Here is a 25607-nt window from a genome sequence, read left to right on the forward strand (position 1 = left end):
CCTCCCTGTTCGCCGACGGGCGTCGCGGGCCCGCAGATTATGCGCATGTCGCGTGTACAGGGGCAACGTCGGCGATCGTCCTCTGCCGCGTATCCAGAGCTGCCCAGCGCTTCAGCCAGGGGTGTCTACGCGCCCACCCCGGCTGACGACAAGGACTATGAACGCGGCTTGACATGGATCAAGCCGTCGTTCCTGTGGGTGATGTACCGCTGCGGCTGGAGTACGCAGGAGGGCCAGGAGACCGTTCTGCCGTCGAGATCACGCGTGAAGGCTTCGAGTGGGCGCTGCGCAACGCGTGCCTGCCGAGCTACGTGCGTGGAGTGCACCCCGACCGAGCCCGGCAGCGTGAGCTCAAGCGCGCCCCGCCCCGCGTCCAGTGGGACCCCGAACGAGACCTGCGCCTGCGGCCCTTGCCGGTACCGGTCGCTGCAACTCGGCCTCTCCGGTGAGGCCGTACGACGCTACGCGGACGAGTGGACGCTCGCCGGCCGCGACGTCACCCCGCTCGTCCAGTGGCTTCCGCGCGATCGGCATCGAGGGCCGCACCGGCTCCTGCCGCCGGACCGCCGTCCGCCCGCGTGCGGCCCGGCGGTGGGCGGAAACCTTACGCCCCTTCGGCGAACGGATTGCCGTGCCCGGGAAGCTGCCCGCCCCGGGGAACGTACCGCAGCCGCCCGCTCTGCTCGGTCACCGGCGTGAACCCGGCGGCCTGCAGCCGGGCGACGTGCTTGGCTCTGTAGCGCCGGTTGACGACGATCCCGACGGGTACGAAGGCCATCAGCGCTGCCCAGGCGATGCCGGCGACGACCACGGCGGTGGTGTCCGCACCGAGTTGAAGGCCGAGGCACACGGCCAACGTGCTGAAGCCGACACCCATGATGACCGTCAGCTGCTTCTCGGTGTACCTGGCGGCAAGATCGAACGCGATGCGCGCCTTGAGAAGCTCGACCTCGTCGGGCACGAGCGCCGGCAGCGCGCCCCCGTCGCTCGCGTTCTGATACTGCGCCCGGTTCTGCTCGGCACGCGCCCGGGCCTGCGGGCTGAGGTCGGGCACGATCAGCATCACGAACCCGTTGCCCTGTGGCCCGCCCTGTCTTACGTCCGCGTACTCGTACCCGAACTGCTGGGCGATGAAAGCGAGTCGGGCGAGTTTCTTCATGGACGCCATGGCGCTGGTGACCTGAACGGGCTCCCCGCTCGCCATCTGCCGCAGCATCTTTTGCACATGCCGGTTACTCACCGATCGCCTCCTCACACACGATCAGACAGTCTTCCATATCTGCATGCTCATGCCAGACATGGGCTGAACCGCGGTGAAACGGTGAGAGCGGCACGAATGGGGGGACTCCCAGGGATCGGCTTCGCGTCGCATCCCGACAGCGGCCACGACCTGGTGATGATCGTCTCGTGCGAGGGCCACGGCCTCTTCACGAGCGCCGCTTCCAGAGCAGGTCGGTCCGAGTCCGGCCCAGCTCGAAAACGGTCTGCGAGCGATCCTTGACATGGATCACCAAGCCGCGTTCACAGACTTCGACGGGACCCGTGCTCGCGACCGGTTTCCCCGACGACCGGCTGCGACTCATGGGGCACACGGCGGCACGGCAGCACGGACTTGCCTGGCCCCCGTCGTCGTTGGGGTGGTGCCGCGTCCGAGTCGTCCTGGCTGGTTCGGGCAAGCGGAAGGGGCCGGCTGTGAACACGCGCCGTGGCGACTCCCGCCGAAGCGCCTTCGCCCGCCTCCGTGACGAAGTGGTCCCGGGCCGTGGCCACTCCCTTCCCCGCAGGCGTTTGCCCGCACACGCTGAGCGCCGTCATGTCACTCCTGTCGAACCGCCGAGCAGAGAGGAACGGGAGAGTCGCGGACGGAGACCGGGAGGAGGAACATCGGAGTCACGGAGACAGGGTGGTGGTTATGGGAACGCCCTCGATGCATTTCAGCGAGAGTCCGGAGGATCCGTTCGCCCTGGGGCATGCCGCTTCGGCCGTGCTCGACGATCACGGCACAGTGGTCGGCTGGAGCGCACGGGCGCAGGATCTGCTGGGCTACCGCGCCAAGGAAGTGCTCGGACGGGCGTGGCGGGACCTCCTGGTCGACGCCCGTGACCTGCCTGTCGCGCGGTCCGTCGTCGTGGACGCCATGAGGACAGGGGGCTGGTTCGGAGTCCTGCCCGTCCGGCACCACGACGGACGGCGTGTGGAGATGGGTTTCCGGGCCCGCGCGATCACCCGCGACGGAGATCACCAAGAGTGGTTCCTGGTCGGTGCCCCTGCCGCGGAAGTCGTTGCCTGGCAGCGGGACCGTGCGCTGCTGGACGGCCTGTACCACCGGTCCCCGATCGGTCTGGCCATCCACGGCCCGGACAGGAAGGTGATCCGGGTCAACCGTGCGATCGAAAAGGCGAGCGGCATCACAGCCGAGGCGCCGGTGGGCCGTAGTTCCGGTGAGTTCCTGGTCGACGAGGACGCGGGTCCGGCCGAGGAGCGGGTACGCCACGTCCTGGAGACCGGCGAGCCGTTGATCTTCACGGAGCAGTCGGCGCGCACACGCCATGCTCCGGGGCGGGAACGGATGGTGTCCGTCTCCGCGTTCCGGATGGAGGACTCCTCGGGCCGGGTTCTCGGCGTGGCGGAGACGATCGAGGACGTGACCCAGCGCTACCGAGCCCGCCGCAGGCTCACTCTGCTGAACGAGGCGAGCGCCCGGATCGGAACCTCGCTGGACGTGACGCAGACGGCCCGGGAACTGGCCGAGGTGGCCGTCTCCGGCTTGGCCGACTACTGCTCGGTGGACCTCCTGAAGCCGGTGGCACTTGGTGACGAACTGCCCTTGGACATGGCAGGTGTGCTACTGCGCGTGGCCCTTTCGCCCCCGGAACCACGGGTCCCGTTCCAGGAGGGCGACGTGGTCCCGCTCCTTCCGGAGTCTCCGCAGGCGCGGTGCCTGGCCGAGCACCGCCCGGTTCTCGAACGGGTGCTGTCCCTCCGCTCCGAGTGGTACGCCATGGACCGGCGGCGGATCGAGGTCGTCCTGGGTCTCGGCGTTCATTCCCTGATCGCGGTGCCCCTGATGGCACGCGGCCTGGTACTGGGCGTAGTGAGTCTGTGGCGAGTGCGCCATTCGGAGCCTTTCGAGGACGACGATGCCGCGGTGGCCCATGAGTTTTCCTCGCGTGCGGCCGTCTGTATCGACAACGCGCGCCGCTTCACCCAACAACAGAGCGCCGCTCTGACTCTGCAGCGCAGTCTGCTGCCGGGCACGGTGTCCGACCTGCCGGCCGTCGAGGTGGCCTGCCGGTACCTGCCGGCGAGCGGTGAAGCGGGCATCGGTGGTGACTGGTTCGACGTGATCCCGTTGTCAGGGGCCCGAGTCGCCCTCGTCGTGGGAGACGTGGTCGGCCACGGAATCCACGCCGCGGCCTCGATGGGGCGGCTGCGCGCCGCCGTGCGCACCCTGGCCAGCCTCGACCTGGAACCGGACGAGGTGGTGGCCCGGCTGGACGATCTGGTCAGTCTGCTGGCCGCCGAGGGGGAGACGAACGCCGAGGGCAACCAGTCGGCTATCGAACAGGTGCTCGGGGCCACGTGCGTCTATGCGGTCTACGATCCGGTCTCCCGGCAATGCTCCCTGGCACGTGCCGGCCACCCGGCACCCTTGGTGTCCACGCCGGACGGCCAGGTGACCGTGCTCGACCTGCCCGCGGGTCCACCGCTCGGCCTGGGCGGACTGCCGTTCGAGATGTACCACCTGGACCTCCCTGAGGGCAGCCTGCTCACGCTCTACACCGACGGCCTCCTGGAGGCGCGCGACGGCGACATCGATGCCGCGCTGGAGAACCTGGAGGAATGTCTCGCCCACAGTGCCGACGGCCTGGAGCGCACGTGTGACGGCGTGGTCGAAGCGCTGCTGCCCACGGACCGCCGCCCCACCGACGACGTCGCGCTGCTCATGGCCCGTACCCGGGTACTGCCGCCGGAGAGCTTCGCCACCTGGCACCTGCCTCTGGAAGCGACCGCTGCCGGCCGCGCCAGGGAGCTGACCACGGCGAAACTGGCCGAATGGGGGCTGTCGGACATGGCCTTCACCACCGAGCTGGTCGCCAGCGAGCTCGTCACCAACGCCTACCGGTACGCGGACGGCCCCGTCACCCTGCGCCTCATCCGTACACACTCTCTGATCTGTGAGGTGTCCGACGCCAGCCACACGTCCCCTCACCTCCGAAGGGCCCTCAGCACGGACGAGGGCGGACGCGGGCTCTTCCTGGTCGCGCAGCTCACGGAGCGGTGGGGCACCCGCTACACCCACGACGGCAAGACAGTCTGGACGGAGCAGCCCATGCCGCCCTCCTGACCACCCGCGGCCTCGACGACTTCCACGACCACGGCCCACCGCGACCCGCGAAGCAATAACCGACCGTGATCGAATCAGTCCGCGCCCGCGGTGTCCGGCGCCGTGCATCGCGAGGCTGAAGAGGGGCACCGGCCAGTGGTGGTGGGGGAGGGGTCGGGCGTGGGCGACTGACGGAACGCCGCGAGGCGCGGTGCCGGGCGTCGTGGGTCCGGCACGATCCGGTAGGCAGCGCCTGGCGCGGGCCGACAGGAAACCCCTCGCGCCGGCGATGGTGGGCGTGCCAGCCTGGCGATCATGAGCAGTGACGCCGATGACCCGACCCACCCCGTCGACCAGGCGCGGCGCCTCGCCGCCGAGTGGTTCCCCGACGCCCTGAGCGCGGTGCTCGCAGGCTCCACCGTGTCCGGCCGCGCCACCACCACCAGCGACCTGGACATCGCGGTCTTGATAGAGGACGGCGGCGAGACCCGCCGGGAGACTGTCCGCTTCGAGGGACGGCTGGTTGAGCTGTTCATCCACACGCGGGCGGGTCTCGACGAGCTCTTCGCCGCCGACACAGTCTCCCGCCGCGGCGTCATGCAGCGCATGTACGCCGACGGCCTGGTCCTTTCCGAGCGGGACGGAGCGGCCGCCCGCATCAAGCGGCACGCTGAGGACGCGCTTCGTGAGGGCCCCGGCGCCCTGGCTCCCGCCACCGTCGAGAGCCGGCGCTACGTGCTCACCGATGCGCTGGACGATCTCGCCGACACCGCGGACGTCGTCGAGCGACTCGCCGTGGCCGCCGTCGTCCTCAGCACCGCCGCCGATCTCCTCTTCGACCACTGCCGGGCCTGGACCGGCGGTGGCAAGTGGTTGCCCCGCCGCCTGCTGGAGGCCGACCCCGGGCGCGGCGGAGCGCTCCTCGACGGCTACCGCCGTCTCTGCGAGTACGGCGAGCCGGAGGAATTCGCCGACGCCGCCGCGGAGATCCTCACCCTCGCAGGCGGCCCCCTCCGAGAGGGCTACGCCCGAACATGGCGCGCCGCCCCCGAGCCCCACCCCTCCGCGCCACCTGGCTAGTACTCCAGCTGTCGATCGCTCTTGGCTGGTGGCGGCTATGTTCTCCGCGGTTTGCGTGGCCTGCCCCAGCTGCCGTGCGGCCGGTTTCGTTCCTGGGCCAGCGTCGCGGCGTCGAACCGGGTCTTGCTGGTCACTTCTCGTGGTTCAGGTACGAGCGTGGTTGCGGTCGATCGCCAGGGGACAGCCGAGGCCCAGCCGACCAGGGGCATGGTCTCGTCGTAGTGCGGAGCGAACTGCGCGACGATGATGGTGGGCATCTGATAGTTCAGGCTGCGGACGTGTTCGACGAACGCGCCGGGCAGCGAGACATGGTGCGTTTCCACGTAGTGCGGGAAGTCCAGGCGCCACAGCCAGGAACCGTCGGTCACCAGGGAAGAGCACCCCATGGAGTGCCGGTGGGTGCTCCCGGTGATGACGTCACGTCCGCCTTCCATGACGTCGATGAGGGCGTGGCCGGCGTCCAGGTAGGCCACCAGGTCCGTCTCATCCGGCTCACCGACAGGCTGGACTGCATCGCGTATCGATCCGTTCGGCCGGCCGCAGCGGTTGTCCAGTTCGTCGTAGAAGCCCAGCAATCCCAGCACTGCGTCTCCTTCGACGACCCTTTCCATCCCGCCGGCACTCCTAGACGCGGCCACCGTTGATCATCGGCGTGCGAAGACAAACGATCAAGCCGTGGCCGCAGGCCACAGCGTAGACGCTGCCCACTGGCAGGAAGCGTTCGAGGGCCTGGTGGACCACATCGCAGGCAGGTCCGCCCGGGTCGAACCCCGTCGTCGAATACGGCACCTGATGCTGGGACTGCTCGCGGATCTGCCGCGGAAGAACTGCCGGACCATTGCCGAATGGGGCGGGGAGGCGACCCCGCGACCCCCGACGCCATGCAGCACCTACTGAGCCGTGCCAAAGTGGGACGCCGATGCCGTCCGTGACGACCTACGCGTCACGTAGTCGAGCACCTGCACGACGGCCAGGCAGTACTCGTGGTCGACGAAAGTGCGCGCGGCACGTACTACGGTCTCGACGAGCGGATGCGGACCGCGAGCGGAAGGAGCCCCCGTGCTGAGGCAGGTCACCGAGGGTGTGCTGATCCACGAGAGCGAGTTCGTGCAGAGCAACGCCGTCGTCGTGCAAGGCCATGCCGGCGTGCTGCTCATCGACGCCGGGGTGCAGGGCCACGAAATGGTCTGCCTCGCCAACGACCTGTCCGATTCGGGCCGGACCGTTGTGGCGGGGTTTTCCACGCATCCTCATTGGGATCACCTGCTCTGGCACGCCATGCTCGGCTCGGCGCCTCGTTACGGCACGGCACGCTGCGCGGCCACTGTCCGAGAGCGCCTGTCGGACGAAGGTGCCAAGGCCCGCGTGACCGCGTTGATGCCGCCGGACATTGTCGAGCAGGTACCGCTGGACCTGCTCGGCCTCATTGCCGGTCTGCCCGCCGGGACGGCGCAGATTCCTTGGGACGGCCCACTGGTCCGGATCATCGAACATGACGCGCATGCCCCAGGCCATGCGGCGCTGCTGATCGAGGAACACGGTGTTCTCGTCGCCGGCGACATGCTCTCCGACGTACTGATTCCGATGCTCGACCTGAACGGCACCGCTGACCCGATCGAGAACTACCTCGCCGCACTGAGGCTGCTCGAGGACGTGGCGGACGACGTCGATGTCGTCATCCCCGGGCACGGGTCCGTCGGCCACGGTGACGAGGTACGCGTACGGATCGACCAGGATCGCGCGTACGTGCACGCCTTGCGTGACACCCATGCCTCCGGCGACCCGCGGGTCGGCCCGTCGGCCACGTACGGCAGGGACTGGCTGCCCGGCGTGCACGAACGGCAACTCCAGCACCTCGCCCGAAGAGGCTAGCCCGACCGATGAGAGGGCCTTGCGCGGCTCGGACTCTGGGAGCGTGCCGCGCCGGCGGTCAGTTGCCGCTCTGTGCCGTCTCGTAGTGGCGCGTGCGGTCGGACCCGGTGCGCAGGATCCCGGCGGCCGCAGCGGTGGTCACACACAGCAGGGTCAGCAGGACGAACGCGTGGTTAAGGGCGACGAGGTGGGTCAGCCAGCCGATGACGGCGGGACCGGCGAGCATGCCGACGTAGCCGAGCCCGGCGACGCGGGAGACGTTGGCACCGGCGGCCGCGGGATCGGTGTGCCCGGCCGCGCTGAACAGTTGCGGGACGGTGCCGGACAGGCCCAGGCCGAACAGCGCCCAGCCGGTGAACGCGGCCCACATCCACGGGCCGAGAGCCACGAGCGTGATGCCGACGGCGGCCATGGCCGCGCCGTGGCGCAGGATCGCCACGGAACCGAACCGGGCGACGAGGCGGTCGGCGACGAGCCGGCCGATGGTCATGGCCGCCGCGAAGGTGCCGTACGCGAAGGCGGCCGCGCCGGCGGACGCACCGAGGACGTCCTTCAGGTGCAGAGCGCTCCAGTCGTTGGCGGCGCCTTCGCACAGCATGACCATCAGCGCCAGGACGGCGAGGAGCCAGACGCGCCCCCCGGCTCCGCGCCGGGTGACGGTCGGTGCCACCTCGGGCTCTTCCATGAAGCCGGTGCCGGCAACGGCGGGGGAGAGCGGCAGCAAGGCGCGCGCCGACGCCAGGGCGATCACGATGCCCACGGCTCCCATGACGGCCATGCTCGCGACCGGTTCCAGGCCGACGGTCGCGGCACCCGCCCCGACGAGCGAGGCGATGACGCCGCCGACAGAGAAGGTGGCGTGGAAACCTGACATGACGGGCCGGCCGTACGCCTTCTCCACGTGCACGGCGTGCGCGTTCATGCTCACGTCCAGGCAGCCGTTGCAGAACCCGAAGACCAGCAGGGCTCCGGCCAGCGTCCACGGATCGTGGGCAAGACCGGGGAGCACCAGGGCCGCGCCGCACAGCACGCCGCCGGTGGGCACCACGATGCGCGCGCCGAAGCGATCGGTCAGCGGCCCCGCCATCTGCATCCCGGCGAAGGCCCCGAGCCCGAGCAGCACCAGCAGTCCGCCCAGCGTCGCGTGGCTGATGCCCACGCGCTCCTCGACGGCGGGAATCTGCACCACCCAGGCGCCCATCAGGGTGCCGCACAGGACGAAGTAGACATAGGTCGCCGCACGAGCGGCTCGAAGCGAACGTTCCATGCCGCGTACCGTAACGAACATATGATGTGTTTGAAAAGTGCGGTAATGAACATCTTGCATGTTTGTTTTCTGATGGTGTTCAATCCCGTCATGAGCAACGCAGACCGGCACGGGCTGATCGCGAAGGCTGTGAGGGACTCCGGCGGCGCCACGGTCCAGGAACTCGCGGAGCTGACCAACGCCTCCGAGATGACCATCCGGCGTGACCTCGACACCCTGGCCGCGCAGGGAGTTCTCGAACGCGTCCGAGGTGGGGCGCGCAGCCTGCTGCTCAGGGGTGAGGAACCTCCGTTCGCGTTGCGCGCGCACGAGGCGATCGACGTCAAGCGCCGTATTGCCGCCGAAGTCTCCGCCCTCATCGCCGACGGTGAGAGCGTCCTGCTGGACAGCGGCACCACCTGTCTGGAGGTCGCCCGACTCCTGCGCGAACGGCCCGTCACTGTGATGCCCTTGTCCCTGCAGGCCATCCACCTGCTCGGCGAGACACCCGGCCCGGCCACACTGGTGGTGCCCGGCGGACAGCCGCGCGCCGCCGAGGGAGCCCTCACCGGCCCCCTCACCCTCGCCTCCCTCGCGGCCCTGCGTTTCGACACCGCCGTCATCGGCTGTTGCGGACTGAGCGCGGCAGACGGCCTGACCGCCTACGATCTCGACGACGCCGCGGTGAAAAAGGCCGGCATCGCCTCCGCCCGCCGCACCATCGTCGCCACGGACGGCGGCAAGCTCGGCCGTACCGCCTTCGCCCATGTGAGTCCCTCGGCACTCCTGCAGACCCTCGTCACGGACACCACGGCGCCCCCCGACGAGGTGACTGCCCTCGAAGGCGCGGGCACCACCGTCAAAATCGCCTGATCTGGCGTCGGCCGACCGGTCGGATGTGGCTCTCGGCGAGGTTGCGCAGTTCGGCGCGAGTGAGTGCGGGGTCGGCAGCGATCTCGACGGCACGGCCCCTCGGGAGGTAGCGGACACCTTCGATCTCGCAGATCAGCGGGCCCACGCCGGTGTCGTGCACCAGGGCGTCGCCGACCGGAGCGGGGCCCCCGACGGTGCGGCGCTCACTGCCGCGGGATCGTGAGATTCGCTGGAGGAACACCGGGGCCGCCACCTCTCCGCCGTCCGGGCGGAACAGGACCAGCACCAGCTCTCCGGGATCCGGGCGCAGCCGGATGTAGCGCATGGGCTGCCATGTTTCGTCCCCGGCCGCGGAACGGGCGGCACGCAGTACCGGGCCGCAGAGGGCGGACCGATCCACGATGAACCAGCCGATCCGGGCGAGGGAGACGATGGCGACCGTTCCGAACACGAGGAAGCGCCGGTGCCCGAGGTGGAAGGGGTCGTCGAGGACGGCGGCGCAGGAGATCAGCAGGAAGTACCAGGCGCCGCTGCCGAGGACGCTGTTCAGCACCCAGATGCGCGGCGAGAGGGACGTACGGCCGAAGCCGCGGCGCGGCGAGGTCACCCGGGGACCCGGAGCGTGGCGATCGCCGTGCCGGGCCGCGGCGGCGAGGCTCGCGTAGTTCAGGTCGTCCTCGAGAGCGGGCCACGTGTCCTCGCTCTCCTCGTCCTCCTTGTCGCTCGCGGCCGCCTTTGGGTTGATCACGGGTCGGGCTTGGCGCGCCCTACGGACGCGCCGGGCGCAGGCCAACGGGCTGATGACCAGTGCACCGCCAAGGCCGAGCAGACCGGGGCCGCCACCAAGGACGGCGACCACTGTCAACGAGGTCCGTGTATCGATGGCCTCACCCAGGAAGGGCCAGGGCAGCGCGATGATCGGGACGTGATCGCCGGGGTCGACGTCTGCCGTGTCGCAGTCCACAGTCGTATGTTGCAAACCGTCGTCCCAGCTGACGATGCAGCCGTCCTCGGCCCGGTTCAGACGGACGACCTCGGCGGAGGCGTGTTTCCCGAGCAGGGCGAAGTCCGCTGCTGCCAAGCCCACGAACAGCGACGCCACGAGCGCCAGCACCGCCCATAGCGGCGCGGTCGGCAACAGCGGCCGGCGGGCGGGTGCGAGGGTCGGGTGGGCCTGTTCGCTCAGCCAGGCGCCGATCGTCCGCGCGTCGTGTGTGCCCAGGCCCAGCCGCAACACCTGGCCGTCGGGCGTCCGGTAGCGCAGGCCGACCTTCTCGAAGGCGGCCTGACCCATGGTGGTGACCGTCGCGTCCAGGGCCTCGCCGCCGCGCGGCAGGGCAGTGGCACTGCCGGAGCGGTCGAGGAAGACGGGTCCGTCGAGGCGCGGGTCGGCCAGCAGTCGGCCCTTGCGGCCGTCGAGTCGGCAGCGGAAGTGAACGGCCCGGCCCGCTGCCAGGCCGTGGCGCCTCCTTGCCGCCGCCCATCGAGCCAGCCCGGCCATGGCCAAGGGGGCCACCACGAGGGCCACAAAGCTGCCGATCATCGATTCTGTCGTCTCTTCGCTGTGTTTGATTGATGTGAGTGAACGAAGAGTACGAGCGCTGCCAGAGACTCTGGCCCCAGGGGTGACCCCGTGGTGCCTCGTCCGAGTTCATCGGATGACGCGAACCCCGCCCTTCCCGCGGAGACCGCCGCACCATGATGACCGCGAGGGCGGCCGACAGGATGTACGACGCGGTCCGGCCGACGAGGTCCGTCGTACCCCTCGGATCGGGTGAACGGGCACTGGCAACAGCCACGGCACCACTGACCAGGGGCCCGCCAACCGGCCCTTCAGCGACTGTCAGGCAGCTCCTGACCAGCGGAAACCTGAAGTCGCCGACGTCGAACGGTCGGTACACCTATCGCCCGAGCCAGGCCTGAAAGCGCCTGTGCACTTCACCGCAATGACCATCGCCTGATGCGTGGACGTTGTCTGGGGTGAAGATGGAGCCGTAGGGGCCGGAGTTGAGCGCACAAGCTTCTCGGACAGGCTGCAGAGCGTAGTAGCCGAATGCGACCAGTGCCACGACCAGCAGGGTGGACAGCAGGTAGCGGTAGCGGCGGACTGTCGGGGAAGGCACGACGTGATCCTACTGACGCTTCACAAACACCCGTTGGGCGGCGTGGTGACAGCGGCGCTTCCTCCAACCTCACCGGAGAGACTGTCAGATGCAAAGGCGGCAGCATCGTGTACGGGAAATGCTCGTGTCCACTCCGACGGCATCGACCTCACCAATGCCGCCGCCACCGCCATCGGCCCGGGTTGCCGGGTCTGCGAACGCCTCGACCGCCCCCAGCGCGCCGTACCGCCCCTCGGCCGGTCCCTGCGGATCGACCAGAACACCAGCACGTTCGTCCCGTACCCCGTACCCCGTGACCGATCGCACGAACTGACGGTACGACGGACTTGATAGCCTCATCAGGCCAGTTGAGCCTCATCCGAGGCCAGGGAATCCGGTGCGAATCCGGAACTGACGCGCAGCGGTGAGGGGAACGGGCGGGGCACGCGAGCCACTGGGAGACCGGGAAGGCGCCCCGTCCGGACGAACCCGAGTCCGAAGACCTGCTGGCACCTCCGCGCCCCGGCGCGGAGGACATCCACAGTCCAGGCTCCGCGTACGAGCCCTGACCCCGAGGTCTGCCCGTGCTCCCCACCCCCGCCCGTCACGCCAAACCCGTCCCGCCGGTCACCGCCGTGCCGGTCACCGTCTGCGGCGGCCCGAAGAACGACACCGAGGACGCGACGAAGTCCGCCGCCGCGGGCTACCGGGCGCCGTGCCGCGTCGTCGTCTGCCGGGACTGCTGCTGCGGAAGCCCGAAAGTCACCGGAGTGGATCACGCCCAGCAGACGGCACGCCTGGCCGAGAGCGCACCGGTGCGCATCGCGGCCTGCCTCGGCGTGTGCGAACACGCCAACGTGATCGTCGTCCAGCCCTCCGCCGCCGCACGTGCCGCGGGCGCCCGCCCGGTCTGGCTCGGCCTCGTCAACGACCCCGATGCCACGGACGACATCGCCGCCTGGGTGAAAGCCGGTGGCCCCGGCGTCGCCCCCTGCCCCGACATCCTCGACCTCTACGTCTTCACCCCGCCCCGGAGGGCGCGATGAGCGCGAAAGACGGCCTGGTTGACGCCCGTTCTCTGGTTCGTCGTCGATGCTGGGGCGGCAGTGTCATTGCGCGGGTCGGTGAACTGATGACGATCCGAATTGTTGCGGCGATGCACCATGATGTGACAACTCGTGATGTCGTCGATCCCTGACAGGGAAAGCCACGCGTCGGGCCACGCATCCGGTCACGCATCGTCCGGGAGTGGTTCGCCGGTCTCCAGGAGCGACTTCATGCTTGCCACCACGTTCGGCCAGCCCTGGCTGACCATCTCGGCCAGGCTCGATCCGGGCTCGAATCCGTCGTGTACGACGGTGAGCTTCACGACCTGCGCGGCGGTCTCCTCGATCGTGAAGGTGACCTTCGAGCGGGCCTCGCCGGACAGCTTGGCGAGCAACTCCTCGTCCCAGTCGAAGCGCTTGGCCAGCTCCGGGGTGATGGCGTGCCAGGTGTAGGAGAGCCGGCTGTAGGGCTCGGCCTCCAGCACGACCTGCTTCGGGTCGCTGATCTGCACGCCGTGGTTGTCCCAGGTCATCGGTGAGCCGACGGACCAGTCCGTGGCGAACTCCGTGGACCAGTAGCGGCGGGTGAAGGCGGGCTCGGTCAACGCCTGCCAGAGTTTTTGCGGGGTGGTGCGGATGTAGGTGGTGTAGACGAAGGTCGGCGCGTCCATCGCGGTCTCCTCCAGGGCGAGTTTCAGGTCCGCCAGGGCTTGGACCCTGGTCCGGTCGTAGCGGCTGATCCACCGGTGAGCGATCTCGTGCACGGGCGCTGCGTTGAGGTAGTGCAGCTTCTCCCGGCCCCGCCGCACGGTGGTGACGAGCCCGGCCTCCTCCAGTACCGCGAGGTGCTTGCTGACGGACTGCCGGGCCATGTCGAGTCCTGTACACAACTCGCGCAGGGTCTGCCCGTTGTGTGCGTTGAGCGAGTCGAGCAGTGCGCGCCGCGTCGGATCGGCCAGTGCCTTGAACACCTCGTCCATGCCCGTCCCCGTACCCAGGCCACCGCCTGTCGATATGCAGCCTTCCAGCTGCCTTTAATTTAGGCAGCCAATAGGCTGCATGTCAAGGCCGGCCCCGCAGCCGGACGAGGGTCGCGGGGCCACCGTTCGGCGGTGCCGAGGCCGAGCGAGTTCGCCTGGATACGTATGGACGAAGCACGCGGGAGGGCATCAGGACATCTGGTCCCTGGAGGAACGCGACATCGATGTCTCGGCGCCGCCGACCTGGCCCGATCACCCGCGCGGTGAAGCGCGGTGAAGCGCGACTGAGGATGCTGCGGTACCGGCCGGAGGTGATCGACGGCTGCCTGGCGGGCACTGGCTTGGTCCTCAACACATAGTCAGCGTTGGGGATCTGGTCGAGGTGACCACATGGATGCGGCCGCTTTGCCTGTGTGTCGCACCTGGTCAGCGGTCAGGCGCCGCAGATCCCAGATCAACTCGGCCACGCCGACCGCCGCCGGCTCCTGTGTGTGGGGCTCCTCGGAAGACGGGCCGCCGGTCAGGGCGCCCAGGGCGCCGGCGGGAATGCCCAGCACGGTCCCGAAATCGGCCACGAGGTCGGGGGTCAGCTCCTTGCGGCCGGCGCCCACCATTCCGTACGTGGACGCGGACCAGTACCGGCCGGTCAGGGAGTGGAAGACCCTGGCCATGCCCATCCAATGCAGGTTCCGGTATCTGAGCATCCGGACGAGCAGGGCCCCGGGCGGCCCAGGGGGCGGGACATCGACCCGCGGGAACGCCGGTGACTGCACGACCTTCCGCTGCGGCAACGACCGGACGAGGTGGCGCAACTCGCTCTTCTTCTCCGATGGGAGCTCTACGGCACGTCTCACGACCTGCGGAACCCACCTGCTGGCCTCTGCGTCCAGGGGAGCAAGGTCGTCCGGAACCGTCGCCCCCGCGATCACGAATACGTCTGCGGCATGGAGACCGAGTGCGGGTCCGAGCTGTCGGAGCAGGGCTGGGCTCGGCGCGATGCCGGCGAAGACCCTTTGGAGCTCGGGTTCGGGGACTCCGGATTGCCGTGCCAGGGTGCCGATGTCCAGCTTCCTGTGATCCAGCAGCCTTGCCAGGAGCACACCGAAGCCTGGATATCCCGTCATGCCGCCAGCGTAGAAGGGGGATCACTCACCTGTCCGCTGGTTCAGACGGCATCGGGCAGGGCGAACCCCGTCGCCAAGGCGTCGGCCGGACTGCCGACGCCGCGCGTGACCTCGCAAAAGGCCCCGCGATGGAGCTCTAGGGGCATGCCGGTCCGGGGATTCGGCGTGCTGCTGGTGGTTCGGTAATCGCTGTCGGTGGCCCGCTACTCGTAGCGGTACTTCAGCGAATCCGCCTCCGTCTGCTCGATGTCGGCGATCGTCAGCTCCGGCATCCGCAGTTGAGCCAGCGTCACCTCGGCCGAGGTCGGCTGGGCGTCAGCCGACAGCCACTGGTCCGGCTTCCAGGCCCCGCTGCGCAGGAGTGCCTTGGGGCAGTGCGGGTAGACCTCCTCGATCCCCAGCACCAGCGCACTGGCCGGCGGTTTGCCCACGGCGGTCAGCTGAGACAGCAGCTCCGGGCGGGTGGAGACGCAGGCCCGGCCGTTCACCCTGAGCGTCGTGGTGCGCCCCGGGATGACGAACAGCAGGCCGGCCCGTCCCGTGGTGACGACATTCTGCAGGGTGTCCAGACGCTTGTTGCCGGTCGCGTCCGGTATCGCCACCGTCCGTGTGTCCAGGACCGCGACGAACCCGGCGGGGCCGCCGCGCGGGGAAACGTCACAGTTGCCCTCGGCGTCCGTGCTGGCGACCAGGACCAGCGATGAGCATCCGATCAACCGCTTGGTCTGTTCGGTGAGTTCGGTCATCTGCTTACGCACGGCGGCGTCGCTGGGGAGTTCGTAAGCCCGGCGCAGTGCCTCCTGGTCGGGCACGGCGTCGAGAAGGAGCGAGTCGAAGGCACTGCCGGCAAGGGATGGCGTCATGCCCCCGACCCTAATGGGCGCCGATCCGCGATGGATCTTGGTCGTCCGCAAGACGGTATGTCTGCGGCCTGCGGCCTGCGGCCTGCGGCCTGCGGCCTGCGGCCTGCGGCCTGCGGCCTGCGGCCTGCGGCCTGCGGCCTGCGGCCTGCGGCCTGCGGCCGCATGACGAGGGCAGCTACGAGACCTACCCCTTCGAGCTGAAGATCGACAAGCGGGTGGCGGGTGCCAAGGGCTCGGTGGCGCTGAGCACCGAGGCGCGGCCGTCCGACTCCGACAAGGCCGACATCATGCTGGACGTCACGGGTGGGGGCGACCGGTTCGACGACCCGCTCGACGGGCAGTTCGACCAATGGCTCGGGCGGGTCGGGCGGCGGGTCGTCGTCGACCGGCGGCGACGGCACGACGACGAACGGCGGCAACCTGGCAGAGACCGGCTCCTCGACGCTGCCGGTCATGGGCGCGGCTGCCGCGGCGGTGGTCACGGGTGCGGGCGCGCTCCTCCGCGTGTGCCGCCGCCGGGCCCAGCGCCTGAGCTGACGACCGTTTGAGGCGAGTCAAAAAGCTGTCGCGGTGTCCTTGATCATCCTGATACGACATGACAATGGTTACTGAAGCGCTGGATCCCACGGACCGTGTGCTTGCCGAGCGGGCTTGTGAACGCCTCATCGTCGAGTTCGTCCATAAGCTCGACCTCGGTGACCCGGGCGACGTGGCCGATCTCTTCACGGATGTCGGGTATTGGGAGTGGGCGGAAGGAAACCGTCGGATCCAGGGCCGTGACGCACTTCGGTCGTATTTCGTCGGCCGGCCCGCGGACCGGCTCTCGCGCCGGATATGCACGAACATCCTGGTCACCGTCACATCAGAGTCAACAGCCGCCGCGACCACCTACTTCACGACCTACCGTGTCGACGGACATACCGGCGGTTTCGTACCCCCGCGAGCCCCGACGCAGGTCGGCCACTACGAGGACACGTTCCTCAAGACCGAAGGCCATTGGCTCCTCAGCTCTCGTTCCCTGTACCTGGCCTTTGCAGGGCCGACCGAGCGGCTTGAAGCAGCAGCCGAGGACTGAGCCCGCTCTGGTATGGGGCCCGGGGAGCGCGAGCGGTCTGCCGAACTGCTGGTCCGGACGAGTTGTTCGCCGAAGGCGGCCCGGAACGGGGTCAAGGCCATCAGCGGCGGCCGCCCGGTGCGTACCGGGTCTCTTGCCCATGCCCTTCACGACACCGCGGCGTCCCGGTAGTGCCCCAGGTACCGGAACGCGCCGTCGACGACCTGGAACTCGAACATCCCGTCGTGGTTGTAGCCGTACCCCGACTCGTACTTGACCGTGCGGGTGATGCCGGCATACGTGATCTCGGGCATCCGGCGGGCGATCGCGCCCCGTTCCGTCAGCGTGGTGCCGTTCTTGTCGCAGGCCTGGGCCAGGAACATCACGGCGTCGTGGGCCTCCGCCGCGTACCAGCCGGGGTCGGCGCCGAAGCGGGCGCGGTAGGCCGCCGTGAACGCGCGGGCGGAGGCGCGGGCCGTCGGGTCGGCGAAGGAGGTGACGAAGACCCAGCCCTTCGCGGCGGCGCCGGCCGACGTGAGGAACCGTGGGTCGAGCGCGCGTTCCGTCGCCAACCGGGCGCCGGTGAACCGGTCGGCGGCCAGCGCGGACGCGAGTCCGGCGGCCCGGGCCGCGTCGCCGGTGAAGACGACCGCGTCCGCGCGAGCCGACCTCACCTCGGCGGCGAGCGACGCGTAGTCGATCTTCCCGACGGCCACTTGGGTCACCGTGGCGTCCCGGCCGTTATGCCGCAGCGCCTGCTCGGTCTGGTCGCACACGGTCCAGGCGAAGTCGCCCTGCGCCCGGTCGTCCACGAGGAGCACGCGACGGGAGTCGACATGGTTGCTGAGGTAGCGGACGCAAGGGGCGGCGAGAAGCCCGTACGTGACGTGCAGCGCCGCATGACAGTGGAAGACGTTCGTGCCGAACGTCGAACTCAGTGTGTCGGTGCCCACCGAGACGGACACGACGGGCATCACCGCCTCGGTGTACGTCCTCTCGGTGGCGCGGAAACAGGCGTCGGTGGTGGGGCCCAGCACGGCGAGCACCTCGGCGTCCTTCGTCAGCCGGGCGGCCAGCTCGCCGGCCCGCCCGGTGTCGCCGCCGTCGTCGTACGTCCGCAGCTTCAGCCGGAAAGGGCGGTCGCTCCGCGCGTTGAGCTGTTCGACGGCCAGCCGGGCACCGTCGAGCTGGGCCTTCCCACTCTCCTTGCGGGCGCCGGTCAGATCGCCGTGGAACGCCACGACCAGTTCGGGGCGCCGAGGGCCGGTCCCGGACGACGTGGACGTTCCCGGCTTCGCCCGGGTGCTCCACCACCAGGCCCCGCCACCGCCCGCCGCGAGGAGTCCCGCCGTCGAGCCGAGGCGCAGGAAGCCGCGGCGGCCGACCGCGCGCGGGGTGGGGCGGGTGGCGGTGACGGCCGTCAGCGTCGCGGCCTCCGGTGACGCCGCACTCGCCGTGCTGGACGGTGTGGACGCGGACACCTGGGTCGGCTCGATCGCGCCGATGGTGAGCACGGCGGCGGACCTGTCGTTGATCAGCCGGGTGACCGGCGCGGGCAGCCAGTCGGACGGCTCGGCGGAGTCGGCCGCCGCCTTCTCCCCGAGCGCCGCACGGAGCCGCGCGAGGCTCGGGCGGTCGGCCGGATCCTTGTGCAGGCAGGCACTCAGCAGGGGTGTCAGACCGTCCGGGAGCGCCGCCGGATCGGGCTCCTGGTAGATCGTGCGCAGCAGCACCCCCGCCGCCGCGCCGTCACCGAACGGCCGCACCCCGGTCGCGGCGAACGCCAGTACGCACCCCAGCGAGAACACGTCGCTGGGCGGGCCGATCTCGCCGCTCCGAGCCCGCGCCTGCTCGGGTGACAGGAAGCCGGGCGAGCCGATGATCACGCCGCTGGAAGTGAGCGCGGTGGCTTCCGGCGCGCGGGCGATGCCGAAGTCGATGAGCCGTGGTCCGTCCGGGGCCAGCAGGACGTTCCCCGGCTTCACGTCGCGGTGCACGAGACCGGCCCCGTGCACCGCCTCGAGCGCTTCGGCGAGTCGCAGGCCCAGCACCCGCACGGAAGCGAGCGACAGCGGCCCGAATGCGTGCACCGCCTCGGCGAGCGAGGGACCCGGCACGTACGAGGTCGCCAGCCACGGGGTCTCCGCGTCGGCGTCCGCGTCCAGCAGCGGGACCACCCAGCGGCTGCTGACCTGCCGGGCGGCCTCGACCTCACGGCGGAAACGGGTCCGGAATCCGCTCTCGGCGGCGTACGAGGACCGGACAGTCTTCACCGCGGCGATCGCCCCGCCCGGCGCACGGGCCAGGAAGACCACGCCCATGCCACCGGCGCCCAGCCGCCGCAGCAGACGATAGCGGCCGATCCGGGACGGGTCGGCGGCCCGCAGGGACTCCATCAGACGGTCAGCGGCGCGGGGCCGTCGTACACGAAGGCACCGTGGTCCACCCGCCAGAGGAAGCCGCCGGTGCCGTCGATGACGATCATGCCGTTCTTCTCGAAGGCGAACTTCTTGGTGATGCCCTGGTACTTCCCGTCCCGTACGGCCGTGAGCAGGTTCTGCCGGGTGCGGCCCTTCGACGGCAGCCCGGCCAGGGCCTTGAGCAGCATCCCGGTCACGTCGTAGGCCTCCGCCGCGTACCGGGGCGGCGCCTCCTTGAAGCGCTCGCGGTAGGCGGCGGCGAACTTCCGCGCCTCGGGTTTGCGGGTCGCGTCGATGACCGGAGCGACCATCACCCAGCCCTCGGCGCCTTCCTGGGCCTGCGTCAGGAATCGCTCGTCCAGCAATGCCGGGCCGGACACCCGAGCACCCTGGAAGTCGCGTTCCCGTAGCGTCGCGGCGATCAGCGCTCCCCGGTCGGGCAGACCGGCGAAGAACACGGAGTCGGCCCCGGCGGAGAGCACCGCGTCCACGGCGCTGCCGAAGTTGTGGCGCATCGAGCTGACCACTTCCGGCACGGACGGGTACGGGATGCTGCCGAGCGCGTTGCTGAGGGAACTGCCCAGATTGGTCCCGTAGGTGCCGGCCGGGCGGTCGATGACGATGCCGACCTTGCGCGATCGCCCTGCGCCGCGCAGGTAGTTGCTCACGTAGATGGGCAGTACCGCGTCGGGCAGCCGTGCGTGCAGGAACGAGCGGAATCCCTGGAGGGACAGGGCGGTCGTGCCGGGGGACACGCCGACGACCGGCAGCAGCCCGGCGTCGTACGCCGCGAGTGCCGCCTGCCCGGTGTCGTCGGTGGTCGGGCCGACCACGGCGAGGACCGCCGGATCGTCGGTGAGCTCCTTGGCGAGCCGGGCCGAGGCCGCCGGATCACCCCGGTCGTCGACGGCTTTGACCTTCACGGTGAACGGGGCGTCGCCGCGCGCGTTGAACTCCGCGACCGCGAGCCGCAGTCCGCGCTCCTGGGCCCGGCCCGTCTCCCGCTGTGGTCCGCTGAGGTCGCCGTGCAGCGCGACGGTGTGCACCGACCGGCGCGAGGACGCGGCGGCAGGGCTCTGGCCCCCCGGGCCGCTGTCGCGGGTGACCGCCCACCAGGCCCCGCCTCCGCCCGCCGCCAGCGTCATGGCCCCGCCGGCGAGCAGCAGGAAACGACGCCGGCCGGCCGGGAGGGAGTCCCGCGGCTCCGTCGGCTCGGACATGTCACGCGTGTCGGGCTCCGCCGGGTCGCCAGCGGCCGGTGTGGCGGAGGGCGCCAGCGTGTGCTCGATGTCGGGAAGCGCGAGCGCGGCGGCCGAGCGCTCGGCGATCAGTCGGGCGACCGGCTCGGGCAGCCACCCGGACGCGCCTTGGTCCCGCGGTGCGGCCTCGGCCGCACTCTCGTCCCGCGGTGCGGCCTCGGAGGTCGCTTCGTCCTGGGCGGCGCCGTCGGCCGCCAGTTCCCGCACCAGCTCACCGGCATCCGGCCGCCGGGCAGGATCCTTCTCCAGACAGCGGCCCAGCACCTCGCGCAGCCACGCCGGCACCCCATCGAGGTCCGCCGGGTCGTGAACGGCCCGGTACAGCAGGGCGTCGACCGCTCCGCTGCCGAACGGCGCCCGCCCGGTCGCCGCGAACGCCAGGACACAGCCGAGGGAGAACACGTCGCTCGCCGGGCCGATGCCGTCCCCGCCCCGCCCCTCGGCCTGCTCGGGAGACAGATAACCGGGTGTGCCGACCACCATCCCGGTCGCCGTGAGCGTCCGGTCCTCCGGTGCGCGGGCGATGCCGAAGTCGATGAGTCGTGGACCGTCATGGGCGGTCAGCACATTGCCCGGCTTCAGATCCCGGTGGACCAGCCCGGCCCGGTGCACCTCGCCCAGCGCCTCGGCCAGCCGGGCGCCGAGCAGCCGCAGACCGCGCTCGGGCAGCGGCCCGTACGCGGCCACGGCCTCGCCCAGTGACGGTCCGGGCACGAACGCCGTCGCCAGCCACGGCGCCTCGGCGTCCGGGTCGGCGTCCACCAGCGGCACCACCCAGGGGCTGTCGACCCGCCGGGCGACCTCGACCTCGCGGCGGAACCGCTCCTTGAAACCCGGCTCTTCGGCGTACTCGGCGAGCAGCACCTTCAGCGCCACCAGCGCGCCCCCAGGAGTGCGTGCCAGGTACACCACGCCCATGCCTCCGGCGCCGAGCCGCCCGAGCAGGCGATGGTCCGCGATACGCGCGGGATCCGACGAACGCAGCGGCTCCATCAGCTGTCTCCTCCGAGCTCGGACTCCACGCGGGTGAGCATCGCGACGTTGGCGCGCGACGCGTACGTCCCCAACTCGTTGTCCGAATAGCCCTTGGCGCCCTTCACCGACACCGCGAGAGTCACTGTGCCGAGCCGGGTGACGTACCAGTAGTAGGTCTGCGCGCCGCTTCCGGTGAGATATTTGCCCATTTCCACGACCTGGTCGTCGGAGTAGGTGTTGCTGCCCTGACCGTAAGGAGTGGCGGTCGAGATGAGTTCGGCGATCCGCTCGTCGGTACGGACCTGCTGCTGCCGGCAGCGCAACGGTTCCTCCAGCGTGGTGGCCAGGTGCTCGTCGGCCTCGCGCACGGTGGTGTGCACGGTGACCGCCGCGCTCACCTTGAGCTCGCCCTTGCCGCCGACGGCGGGAATCTCGCTGTAGCGGGACAGGGAAGCCAGGACGCCCTGAGGCAGCGCCCGCCGCTCCCACCGGCACTGCTCGTCCAGCACGGCGGCCGTGCCCGGAGTGCTCACGGCCAGCCGCTGCTCCCGGAAATCGGCGCCCCACGCCTGCGGTGTCAGCGCGACGACCGCTGCCAGCGCCTCGGCCTGGTTCTTCGTCCTGGGCACCTTGGCGGGGTCCGCCTGGAACGGCGTCAGCGACGACGCGTCCCCCGAGGAGGACGCGGACGCGGCGCCCGAGGGGGAGCCGGACGTGACGGCTGATGGAGAGCCGGACGTGGCTGTTGCGCCGGATCTCGAAGGTACCGAAGAGCTCGGCCCGGCCGCCTTGCCGTCGTCCCCGGAACCGCAGCCGCTGAGCACCACGGCCGCCGTGGCGACCGAAGCGGCTAACCGCCACGGCCAAGTGCTCCTGCGCACAACGGTGTTGCCGTTACTCATCCCCGCCCCCTCGCTCACGAGCCCCCCGCTCGCGTGCCGTGATCGTACCGGCGGGCACGAGGAGTGCGCGGGCGGTTACACGAACAGGGGACGGCCGAGTCAGTGTGCGTCGGCCCAATCCCGGCCAGGTGTCCGTGTATGAGGATCTTGGCCGTGCAGGAGAACCGCAGCGCTCGTGCCCTCGAACCCGAAGAGGGGAAGCCCCGATGGGCCCGCCCCACAGCGTGATTGACGGCTGTTCCGCTCGGGTGCGGGGCTGAGAGCGGCGGAGAGAGCGCAGCCCGTGTGGTGATTCCGGAATCCGCCTGTCGCCCTGTCAGCGCAGGCCGCTGTAGGCGGCCATCACGATCTCCATGCCCCGGTCGTCCTCCTGCCGGTCCCGGTCGATCATCTGGTTCATGACATAGGCCATGGTCATGTGCGAACCGGGATCGCTCACGACCAGCGAGCCACCCCAGCCGCCCCAGCCGAAGGTGTCGCCGAACTTGCCGAATCCGACCGTCCAGGACATCGGCGTCCCCAGCACGCGGTCGTCGCCGCGGAACACCTCCTGCCACGCCGGCTCGCATCCCTGAGGGGACAGCAGTCGCACGCCGCCCGCCGACCCCTGGTTCGCCAGCACCGACTGGACAAGGGCGACAGAGCGAGCGTTGCCGAAACCGTTCACCGCGGGGATCTGCGCACGGCGCCAGGGCACGGAGTTGGCGTCCTTGACCCGGACAACGGCTCCGGTGTTCTCCCGGCGTGTGCCGTCTGGGCCCGGCGGCGCACTGGCAGCGTACGCGTCGGTCAGTGACGGTGGCGGGATGAGCGGTGCGACGCGGTGGTCATGGTCGGAGGAGAGCCCGACGTGGAAATCCGCGCCCAGCGGTTCGGCCACCTCTTCGGCGAAGAACTCGCCGAGACCGCGGCCGGTGATGCGGCGGACGATCTCACCCACAAGGAAGCCGAAGGTGAGTGCGTGATAGCCGGCGGCCGTTCCCGGCTCCCACTCGGGTGCCTGCGCGGCCAGTCCTGCCGTCACGCTCTCCCAGTCGTAGAGGTCCTCGACCGCCGTCAGCCCGGACAGGTCCGGAAGCCCCGCGGTGTGCGACAGCACGTGCCGTACCAGCACGTTCTCCTTGCCGGCCGCGGCGAACTCGGGCCAGTAGGCGGCGACCGGCGCGGACAGATCGAGCTCGCCCCGGTCGGCGAGAATCAGCGCGCACAGGGCGACCATGTTCTTGGTCGTCGAGTTCACGCCGGTGAGGGTGTCGCGTTCCCAGCCGACGGAGCGGTTCGCGTCGGCGTACCCGCCCCAGAGGTCGACCACCGGCTCGCCGTCGATGAAGACGGCTGCCGAGGCGCCCACGTCGTCCTTGCCGAGCAAAGCCGCGAGTGCCTCACGGACTGCGCCAAACCCCGGATCGCAAAATCCCCTAACATCGTTCATGGGCGTAAGCCTCAAATAATCCCAGGGCTTCCCGCCCAACAATTCCCGCACCGGTTTTGTCGGGCGGGGTGCGATCAGATCTTCTCTACTGCGGTGAGGCGGCCTGACGGGTCGCGCGGTGGGCCCGTCGGCCGACCGCTCCCGCCGCCGCCCCGCGGTCTGCCGGCGGCCCGGCGGGTCGTCCCCGAGCCCGGCCGTATCGGTGGCTGTCCCACAAGGCAAGGGCGGATACGCGTGCTGGAGCGGCTGAATCAGGCGCTGGACCACCTGGAGTCCTGCCTCGATCAAGAGGTCGACATGGCCGAGGTCGCCCGGATCGCCGCGGTCTCGGAGTACCACTTCCGGCGGCTGTTCTCCGCGCTCGCCGGGATGCCGCTCGCGGTCTACCTACGGCGTCGGCGGATGACACTCGCCGGCGCCGAGGTGCTGGCCGGGGAGCTGACGCTGCTCGATGTCGCGGTGCGGTACGGGTACGGCTCGGGCGAGGCGTTCGCCCGGGCGTTCCGGTCGGTGCACGGCATCGGTCCGGGCGAGGCCCGGCGCACGGGTGCGGTGCTCACGGCACAGCCGCGCATGTCCTTCCGCGTCGTCGTCGAGGGGAGCACGACCATGCGGTACCGGATCGTGGAGAAGGAGTCGTTTCGGGTCGTCGGCAGGAAGGCCCGGGTCCCCCTCGTGCACGAGGGGCTCAACGCGGCGGCCGCGGCGCACGTGGAGAGCCTGGACAAGCAGGCGATCGTCCGGATGAAAGGGCTGGCCGGCGGGGAGCCGGAGGGGGTCCTGTCGGCGGTGGTGTACCTGACCGACAGCCGGGAGGAGGGCGCAGAGGCGGACTACTGGGTCGGCGTGGTGACCGGTCCCGAGGTGGTCGCCGAGGAGCTCGACGCCCTCGACGTGCCGGCCGGCACCTGGGCGGTCTTCGACAACCACGGGCCCTATCCGAGCGCACTCCAGGAACTGTGGCGAGACGTGTTCACGCAGTGGTTCCCCTCGAACCTGTACACGGCCCGGCCAGGCCCGGAGCTTCTGCTGACGCGACCGGTGGAGATCGGTGTAGAGACCGGCTCGCAGCTGTGGATCCCGGTCGAGCGGGACGGTGGGAGCGCCGGGGCGTGAACATCGGTACCTGGAAACGGAGTTCTGACTCAGCCGGCCGAAGCGGCCCAAGTGAGCCGTTCGTTCGACGGACTCCAGCCCCGATGGCCGTGGCCCTTGCCCCAACTGCCGCTGGTGCGTCCTCGATCGCCGGTGCGGCCTGGGTGCAGAGCGGCGTGGCGATGACCCAGCGTGAAACGAAGCCGGTCAACGAGCTGGTCGAGGCCGCGGACGAGAGGCAGCTGTACAAGACTATCGCCCGCTACGGACGCGTAGATCTCCTCTGCACCGACGAACTCGGCCACACGGAACTCGACCGTCACGGCGCCGAACTCCTCTTCCAGGTCCTGACAGAACGCGAGGAGAAGAACAGCGTCGCCATCGCATCCAACGAGTCCTTCGGCGGCTGGACCAAGACCTTCACCGGCCCCGTCGCGCGCGGCCGTCGTCGACCGCCTGTCCTTCAACGGCACCATCATCGAGACCGGTACTGACTCCTACCGTCTCGCCGGCACCCGGGCACGAGCTGAGGAGCCGGCGAAGACCGGCTGAGCTCAGGGCGACCAGACATACGGTGTCGTCGTGGTGACCGCGTGCAGGCCGAGGCGGGTGAGTATCGGGGCACTGTGGGCTGAGGCGTCGACATGGACGTAGGGGATATCGCGGGCAGCAGCGAGTCGGGCTCGGTGGGCGACCATGGCCCGGTAGATGCCCTGTCCGCGCCATTCCTCGAGCGTCGAGCCGCCCCAGAGGCCGCCGAAGTCGACGCCGTCCTTGAACACCAGCCAGGCGGCGCAGACGACTTCGGTGCGTGCCTCGGCGACGAGGACGACGATGTTTTCGGGGGCGTTCTCGATCCGGGCGGCCAGGTCGTCGGCGAGCCAACTCCAGTCCTCGCCCCAGACAGTGCTCTCCATGGCGGCAATGCGCTGGAGGTCTGCTCTGGAGAGGACGTGA

20 protein-coding genes, 5 pseudogenes and 1 riboswitch are annotated in these 25607 nt (G+C 70.2%); of the genes and pseudogenes, 13 read left to right on the top strand and 12 right to left on the bottom strand.

From position 1 onward, the window contains the following. The first annotated feature begins 39 nt into the window (after positions 1-39). A pseudogene (locus OG780_RS41955) lies at positions 40-699 on the top strand (DUF4291 family protein). Here OG780_RS41955 and OG780_RS41960 read toward each other — a convergent pair. Next, the gene (locus OG780_RS41960) at positions 605-1240 is read right to left on the bottom strand and encodes a hypothetical protein (RefSeq protein WP_328457349.1); all 636 of its coding nucleotides are present in this window, start codon (positions 1238-1240) and stop codon (positions 605-607) included. The pseudogene OG780_RS41955 and the gene OG780_RS41960 overlap by 95 nt on opposite strands. A gap of 672 nt (positions 1241-1912) precedes the next feature. Between OG780_RS41960 and OG780_RS41965 the strand changes: the two genes are divergently transcribed. Further along, positions 1913-4348: a SpoIIE family protein phosphatase gene (locus OG780_RS41965; protein WP_328457351.1), complete on the top strand. Its 2436-nt coding sequence runs from the start codon at positions 1913-1915 to the stop codon at positions 4346-4348. A gap of 294 nt (positions 4349-4642) precedes the next feature. Continuing rightward, a complete protein-coding gene (locus tag OG780_RS41970) occupies positions 4643-5407 on the top strand; it encodes a nucleotidyltransferase domain-containing protein (protein WP_328457353.1) in 765 nt (254 codons plus the stop codon). Positions 5408-5442: 35 nt separating this feature from the next. Here the strand turns inward: OG780_RS41970 and OG780_RS41975 are convergent, their stop codons facing one another. Continuing rightward, positions 5443-5991 carry a hypothetical protein gene (locus OG780_RS41975; protein WP_328457355.1) on the bottom strand — a complete coding sequence of 183 codons (549 nt, stop codon included), beginning with the start codon at positions 5989-5991 and terminating at the stop codon, positions 5443-5445. A gap of 148 nt (positions 5992-6139) precedes the next feature. Here OG780_RS41975 and OG780_RS41980 point away from each other — a divergent pair. Then, positions 6140-6405, top strand: a pseudogene (locus OG780_RS41980) (transposase); the annotation flags it as partial. Between the two features lie 61 nt (positions 6406-6466). Further along, positions 6467-7279: an MBL fold metallo-hydrolase gene (locus tag OG780_RS41985; RefSeq protein WP_328457357.1), complete on the top strand. Its 813-nt coding sequence runs from the start codon at positions 6467-6469 to the stop codon at positions 7277-7279. A gap of 58 nt (positions 7280-7337) precedes the next feature. Here OG780_RS41985 and OG780_RS41990 read toward each other — a convergent pair whose 3' ends face one another. Then, on the bottom strand, positions 7338-8546 hold the full coding sequence (locus tag OG780_RS41990) for an MFS transporter (RefSeq protein WP_328457359.1): 1209 nt from the start codon (positions 8544-8546) through the stop codon (positions 7338-7340). 90 nt (positions 8547-8636) lie between these two features. On the opposite strand from OG780_RS41990, the gene OG780_RS41995 reads away from it, so the two are divergent. Continuing rightward, positions 8637-9398, top strand: coding sequence for a DeoR/GlpR family DNA-binding transcription regulator (locus tag OG780_RS41995; RefSeq protein WP_328457361.1), 762 nt, complete (start codon positions 8637-8639; stop codon positions 9396-9398). Here OG780_RS41995 and OG780_RS42000 read toward each other — a convergent pair. Next, the gene (locus OG780_RS42000) at positions 9385-10941 is read right to left on the bottom strand and encodes a hypothetical protein (protein WP_328457363.1); all 1557 of its coding nucleotides are present in this window, start codon (positions 10939-10941) and stop codon (positions 9385-9387) included. The genes OG780_RS41995 and OG780_RS42000 overlap by 14 nt on opposite strands. 706 nt (positions 10942-11647) lie before the next feature. Here OG780_RS42000 and OG780_RS42005 point away from each other — a divergent pair. From OG780_RS42005 to OG780_RS42015, 3 genes and pseudogenes are all read left to right on the top strand, one after another. Further along, positions 11648-11851 (top strand): annotated as a pseudogene (locus OG780_RS42005) (short-chain fatty acyl-CoA regulator family protein); the annotation flags it as partial. Next, positions 11835-12025: riboswitch (cobalamin riboswitch) on the top strand. (Overlaps the previous pseudogene by 17 nt.) Positions 12026-12078: 53 nt before the next feature. Further along, the gene (locus OG780_RS42010) at positions 12079-12546 is read left to right on the top strand and encodes a (2Fe-2S) ferredoxin domain-containing protein (RefSeq protein ID WP_443062354.1); all 468 of its coding nucleotides are present in this window, start codon (positions 12079-12081) and stop codon (positions 12544-12546) included. Continuing rightward, a complete protein-coding gene (locus OG780_RS42015) occupies positions 12543-12698 on the top strand; it encodes a hypothetical protein (protein ID WP_328457367.1) in 156 nt (51 codons plus the stop codon). Before OG780_RS42010 ends, OG780_RS42015 begins: the two co-directional genes overlap by 4 nt. Positions 12699-12731: 33 nt before the next feature. Here the strand turns inward: OG780_RS42015 and OG780_RS42020 are convergent, their stop codons facing one another. The 3 genes from OG780_RS42020 to OG780_RS42030 form a co-directional block, all read right to left on the bottom strand. Next, entirely contained in the window at positions 12732-13526 is a 795-nt protein-coding gene (locus tag OG780_RS42020) for an ArsR/SmtB family transcription factor (protein ID WP_328457369.1), read from the bottom strand. Positions 13527-13885: 359 nt separating this feature from the next. Further along, positions 13886-14650, bottom strand: a complete 765-nt coding sequence (locus OG780_RS42025) for a hypothetical protein (protein WP_328457371.1) — start codon at positions 14648-14650, stop codon at positions 13886-13888. Positions 14651-14853: 203 nt separating this feature from the next. Beyond that, on the bottom strand, positions 14854-15513 hold the full coding sequence (locus OG780_RS42030) for an MSMEG_1061 family FMN-dependent PPOX-type flavoprotein (protein WP_328457373.1): 660 nt from the start codon (positions 15511-15513) through the stop codon (positions 14854-14856). Positions 15514-15816: 303 nt separating this feature from the next. Here OG780_RS42030 and OG780_RS42035 point away from each other — a divergent pair, with 303 nt between their 5' ends. Then, positions 15817-16050 carry a hypothetical protein gene (locus OG780_RS42035; protein ID WP_328457375.1) on the top strand — a complete coding sequence of 78 codons (234 nt, stop codon included), beginning with the start codon at positions 15817-15819 and terminating at the stop codon, positions 16048-16050. 64 nt (positions 16051-16114) lie between these two features. Beyond that, positions 16115-16588 (top strand): nuclear transport factor 2 family protein, encoded by a 474-nt coding sequence (locus OG780_RS42040; protein WP_328458741.1) that lies wholly within the window; start codon positions 16115-16117, stop codon positions 16586-16588. 146 nt (positions 16589-16734) lie between these two features. On the opposite strand, the gene OG780_RS42045 is transcribed toward OG780_RS42040, so the two are convergent. From OG780_RS42045 to OG780_RS42060, 4 genes are all read right to left on the bottom strand, one after another. Beyond that, positions 16735-18963, bottom strand: a complete 2229-nt coding sequence (locus tag OG780_RS42045) for a bifunctional serine/threonine-protein kinase/ABC transporter substrate-binding protein (protein WP_328457377.1) — start codon at positions 18961-18963, stop codon at positions 16735-16737. Continuing rightward, entirely contained in the window at positions 18963-21239 is a 2277-nt protein-coding gene (locus OG780_RS42050; RefSeq protein WP_328457379.1) for a bifunctional serine/threonine-protein kinase/ABC transporter substrate-binding protein, read from the bottom strand. The genes OG780_RS42045 and OG780_RS42050 overlap by 1 nt, the downstream gene beginning before the upstream one ends. Beyond that, a complete protein-coding gene (locus OG780_RS42055; RefSeq protein WP_328457381.1) occupies positions 21239-21850 on the bottom strand; it encodes a hypothetical protein in 612 nt (203 codons plus the stop codon). Before OG780_RS42055 ends, OG780_RS42050 begins: the two co-directional genes overlap by 1 nt. 589 nt (positions 21851-22439) lie before the next feature. Then, positions 22440-23555: a serine hydrolase domain-containing protein gene (locus tag OG780_RS42060; RefSeq protein WP_328457383.1), complete on the bottom strand. Its 1116-nt coding sequence runs from the start codon at positions 23553-23555 to the stop codon at positions 22440-22442. 234 nt (positions 23556-23789) lie between these two features. Here OG780_RS42060 and OG780_RS42065 point away from each other — a divergent pair, with 234 nt between their 5' ends. Continuing rightward, on the top strand, positions 23790-24671 hold the full coding sequence (locus tag OG780_RS42065; protein WP_328457385.1) for an AraC family transcriptional regulator: 882 nt from the start codon (positions 23790-23792) through the stop codon (positions 24669-24671). Between the two features lie 176 nt (positions 24672-24847). Next, positions 24848-25202, top strand: a pseudogene (locus tag OG780_RS42070) (ATP-binding protein); the annotation flags it as partial. A gap of 2 nt (positions 25203-25204) precedes the next feature. Here OG780_RS42070 and OG780_RS42075 read toward each other — a convergent pair. Then, positions 25205-25603, bottom strand: a pseudogene (locus OG780_RS42075) (GNAT family N-acetyltransferase); the annotation flags it as partial. Positions 25604-25607 lie beyond the last annotated feature (4 nt).

This window comes from Streptomyces sp. NBC_00386 (assembly GCF_036063235.1).
Lineage (GTDB): Bacteria > Actinomycetota > Actinomycetes > Streptomycetales > Streptomycetaceae > Streptomyces.

What these genes read in the sequence shown, in the direction of transcription:
- OG780_RS41965 (WP_328457351.1), top strand. Translation starts at nt 1,913, where the DNA reads ATGGGAACGCCCTCGATGCATTTCAGCGAGAGTCCGGAGGATCCGTTC.
- OG780_RS41970 (WP_328457353.1), top strand. Translation starts at nt 4,643, where the DNA reads ATGAGCAGTGACGCCGATGACCCGACCCACCCCGTCGACCAGGCGCGG.
- OG780_RS41990 (WP_328457359.1), bottom strand. Translation starts at nt 8,546, where the DNA reads ATGGAACGTTCGCTTCGAGCCGCTCGTGCGGCGACCTATGTCTACTTC.
- OG780_RS41995 (WP_328457361.1), top strand. Translation starts at nt 8,637, where the DNA reads ATGAGCAACGCAGACCGGCACGGGCTGATCGCGAAGGCTGTGAGGGAC.
- OG780_RS42000 (WP_328457363.1), bottom strand. Translation starts at nt 10,941, where the DNA reads ATGATCGGCAGCTTTGTGGCCCTCGTGGTGGCCCCCTTGGCCATGGCC.
- OG780_RS42015 (WP_328457367.1), top strand. Translation starts at nt 12,543, where the DNA reads ATGAGCGCGAAAGACGGCCTGGTTGACGCCCGTTCTCTGGTTCGTCGT.
- OG780_RS42020 (WP_328457369.1), bottom strand. Translation starts at nt 13,526, where the DNA reads ATGGACGAGGTGTTCAAGGCACTGGCCGATCCGACGCGGCGCGCACTG.
- OG780_RS42025 (WP_328457371.1), bottom strand. Translation starts at nt 14,650, where the DNA reads ATGACGGGATATCCAGGCTTCGGTGTGCTCCTGGCAAGGCTGCTGGAT.
- OG780_RS42030 (WP_328457373.1), bottom strand. Translation starts at nt 15,513, where the DNA reads ATGACGCCATCCCTTGCCGGCAGTGCCTTCGACTCGCTCCTTCTCGAC.
- OG780_RS42040 (WP_328458741.1), top strand. Translation starts at nt 16,115, where the DNA reads ATGGTTACTGAAGCGCTGGATCCCACGGACCGTGTGCTTGCCGAGCGG.
- OG780_RS42045 (WP_328457377.1), bottom strand. Translation starts at nt 18,963, where the DNA reads ATGGAGTCCCTGCGGGCCGCCGACCCGTCCCGGATCGGCCGCTATCGT.
- OG780_RS42050 (WP_328457379.1), bottom strand. Translation starts at nt 21,239, where the DNA reads ATGGAGCCGCTGCGTTCGTCGGATCCCGCGCGTATCGCGGACCATCGC.
- OG780_RS42060 (WP_328457383.1), bottom strand. Translation starts at nt 23,555, where the DNA reads ATGAACGATGTTAGGGGATTTTGCGATCCGGGGTTTGGCGCAGTCCGT.